A 572-nucleotide genomic window follows, 5' to 3' on the forward strand; every position below is an offset into this window, starting at 1 on the left:
ACGTGGAGCTGACAGATACTAATCGGTCGAGGACTTATCCAATAACATTCTTGATAGTTTCTATAATGCATTATCTAGTTTTGAGAGAATCTTCTCAGGTATTTTTATTAAAATACCAATGTCTGGTGGCGATAGCGAAGAGGTCACACCCGTTCCCATGCCGAACACGGTCGTTAAGCTCTTTTGCGCCGATGGTAGTTGGGGGCTTCCCCCTGTGAGAGTAGGACGTTGCCAGGCAATTAAAAATAAGGCTAGTTAGTTAGCCTTATTTTTTTACTGATTCGGGGCCTTAGCTCAGCTGGGAGAGCGCCTGCCTTGCACGCAGGAGGTCAGCGGTTCGATCCCGCTAGGCTCCACCATACATATCATATTGCTAAAAATGGAGGAATACCCAAGTCCGGCTGAAGGGATCGGTCTTGAAAACCGACAGGCGGGTTAAACCGCGCGGGGGTTCGAATCCCTCTTCCTCCGCCATTTTTATGATAAATTTATTTTTGGGCTATCGCCAAGCGGTAAGGCAACGGATTTTGATTCCGTCATGCGTAGGTTCGAATCCTGCTAGCCCAGCCAGC

3 tRNA genes and 1 rRNA gene are annotated in these 572 nt (G+C 48.1%); all 4 read left to right on the top strand.

Annotation, left to right across the window (positions count from 1 at the left end):
* Positions 1-121 precede the first annotated feature (121 nt).
* A 5S ribosomal RNA gene (gene rrf / locus JCM9157_RS23080) occupies positions 122-237 on the top strand.
* Positions 238-283: 46 nt separating this feature from the next.
* A tRNA-Ala gene (locus JCM9157_RS23085) sits at positions 284-359 on the top strand.
* A 22-nt stretch (positions 360-381) separates the two neighbouring features.
* Positions 382-474: transfer RNA gene (locus JCM9157_RS23090), tRNA-Ser, on the top strand.
* 21 nt (positions 475-495) lie between these two features.
* Positions 496-570, top strand: a tRNA-Gln gene (locus tag JCM9157_RS23095).
* The last annotated feature ends 2 nt before the right edge of the window (positions 571-572 follow it).

Source organism: Halalkalibacter akibai JCM 9157, assembly GCF_000513135.1.
GTDB classification, from domain to species: domain Bacteria; phylum Bacillota; class Bacilli; order Bacillales; family Bacillaceae_D; genus Halalkalibacter; species Halalkalibacter akibai.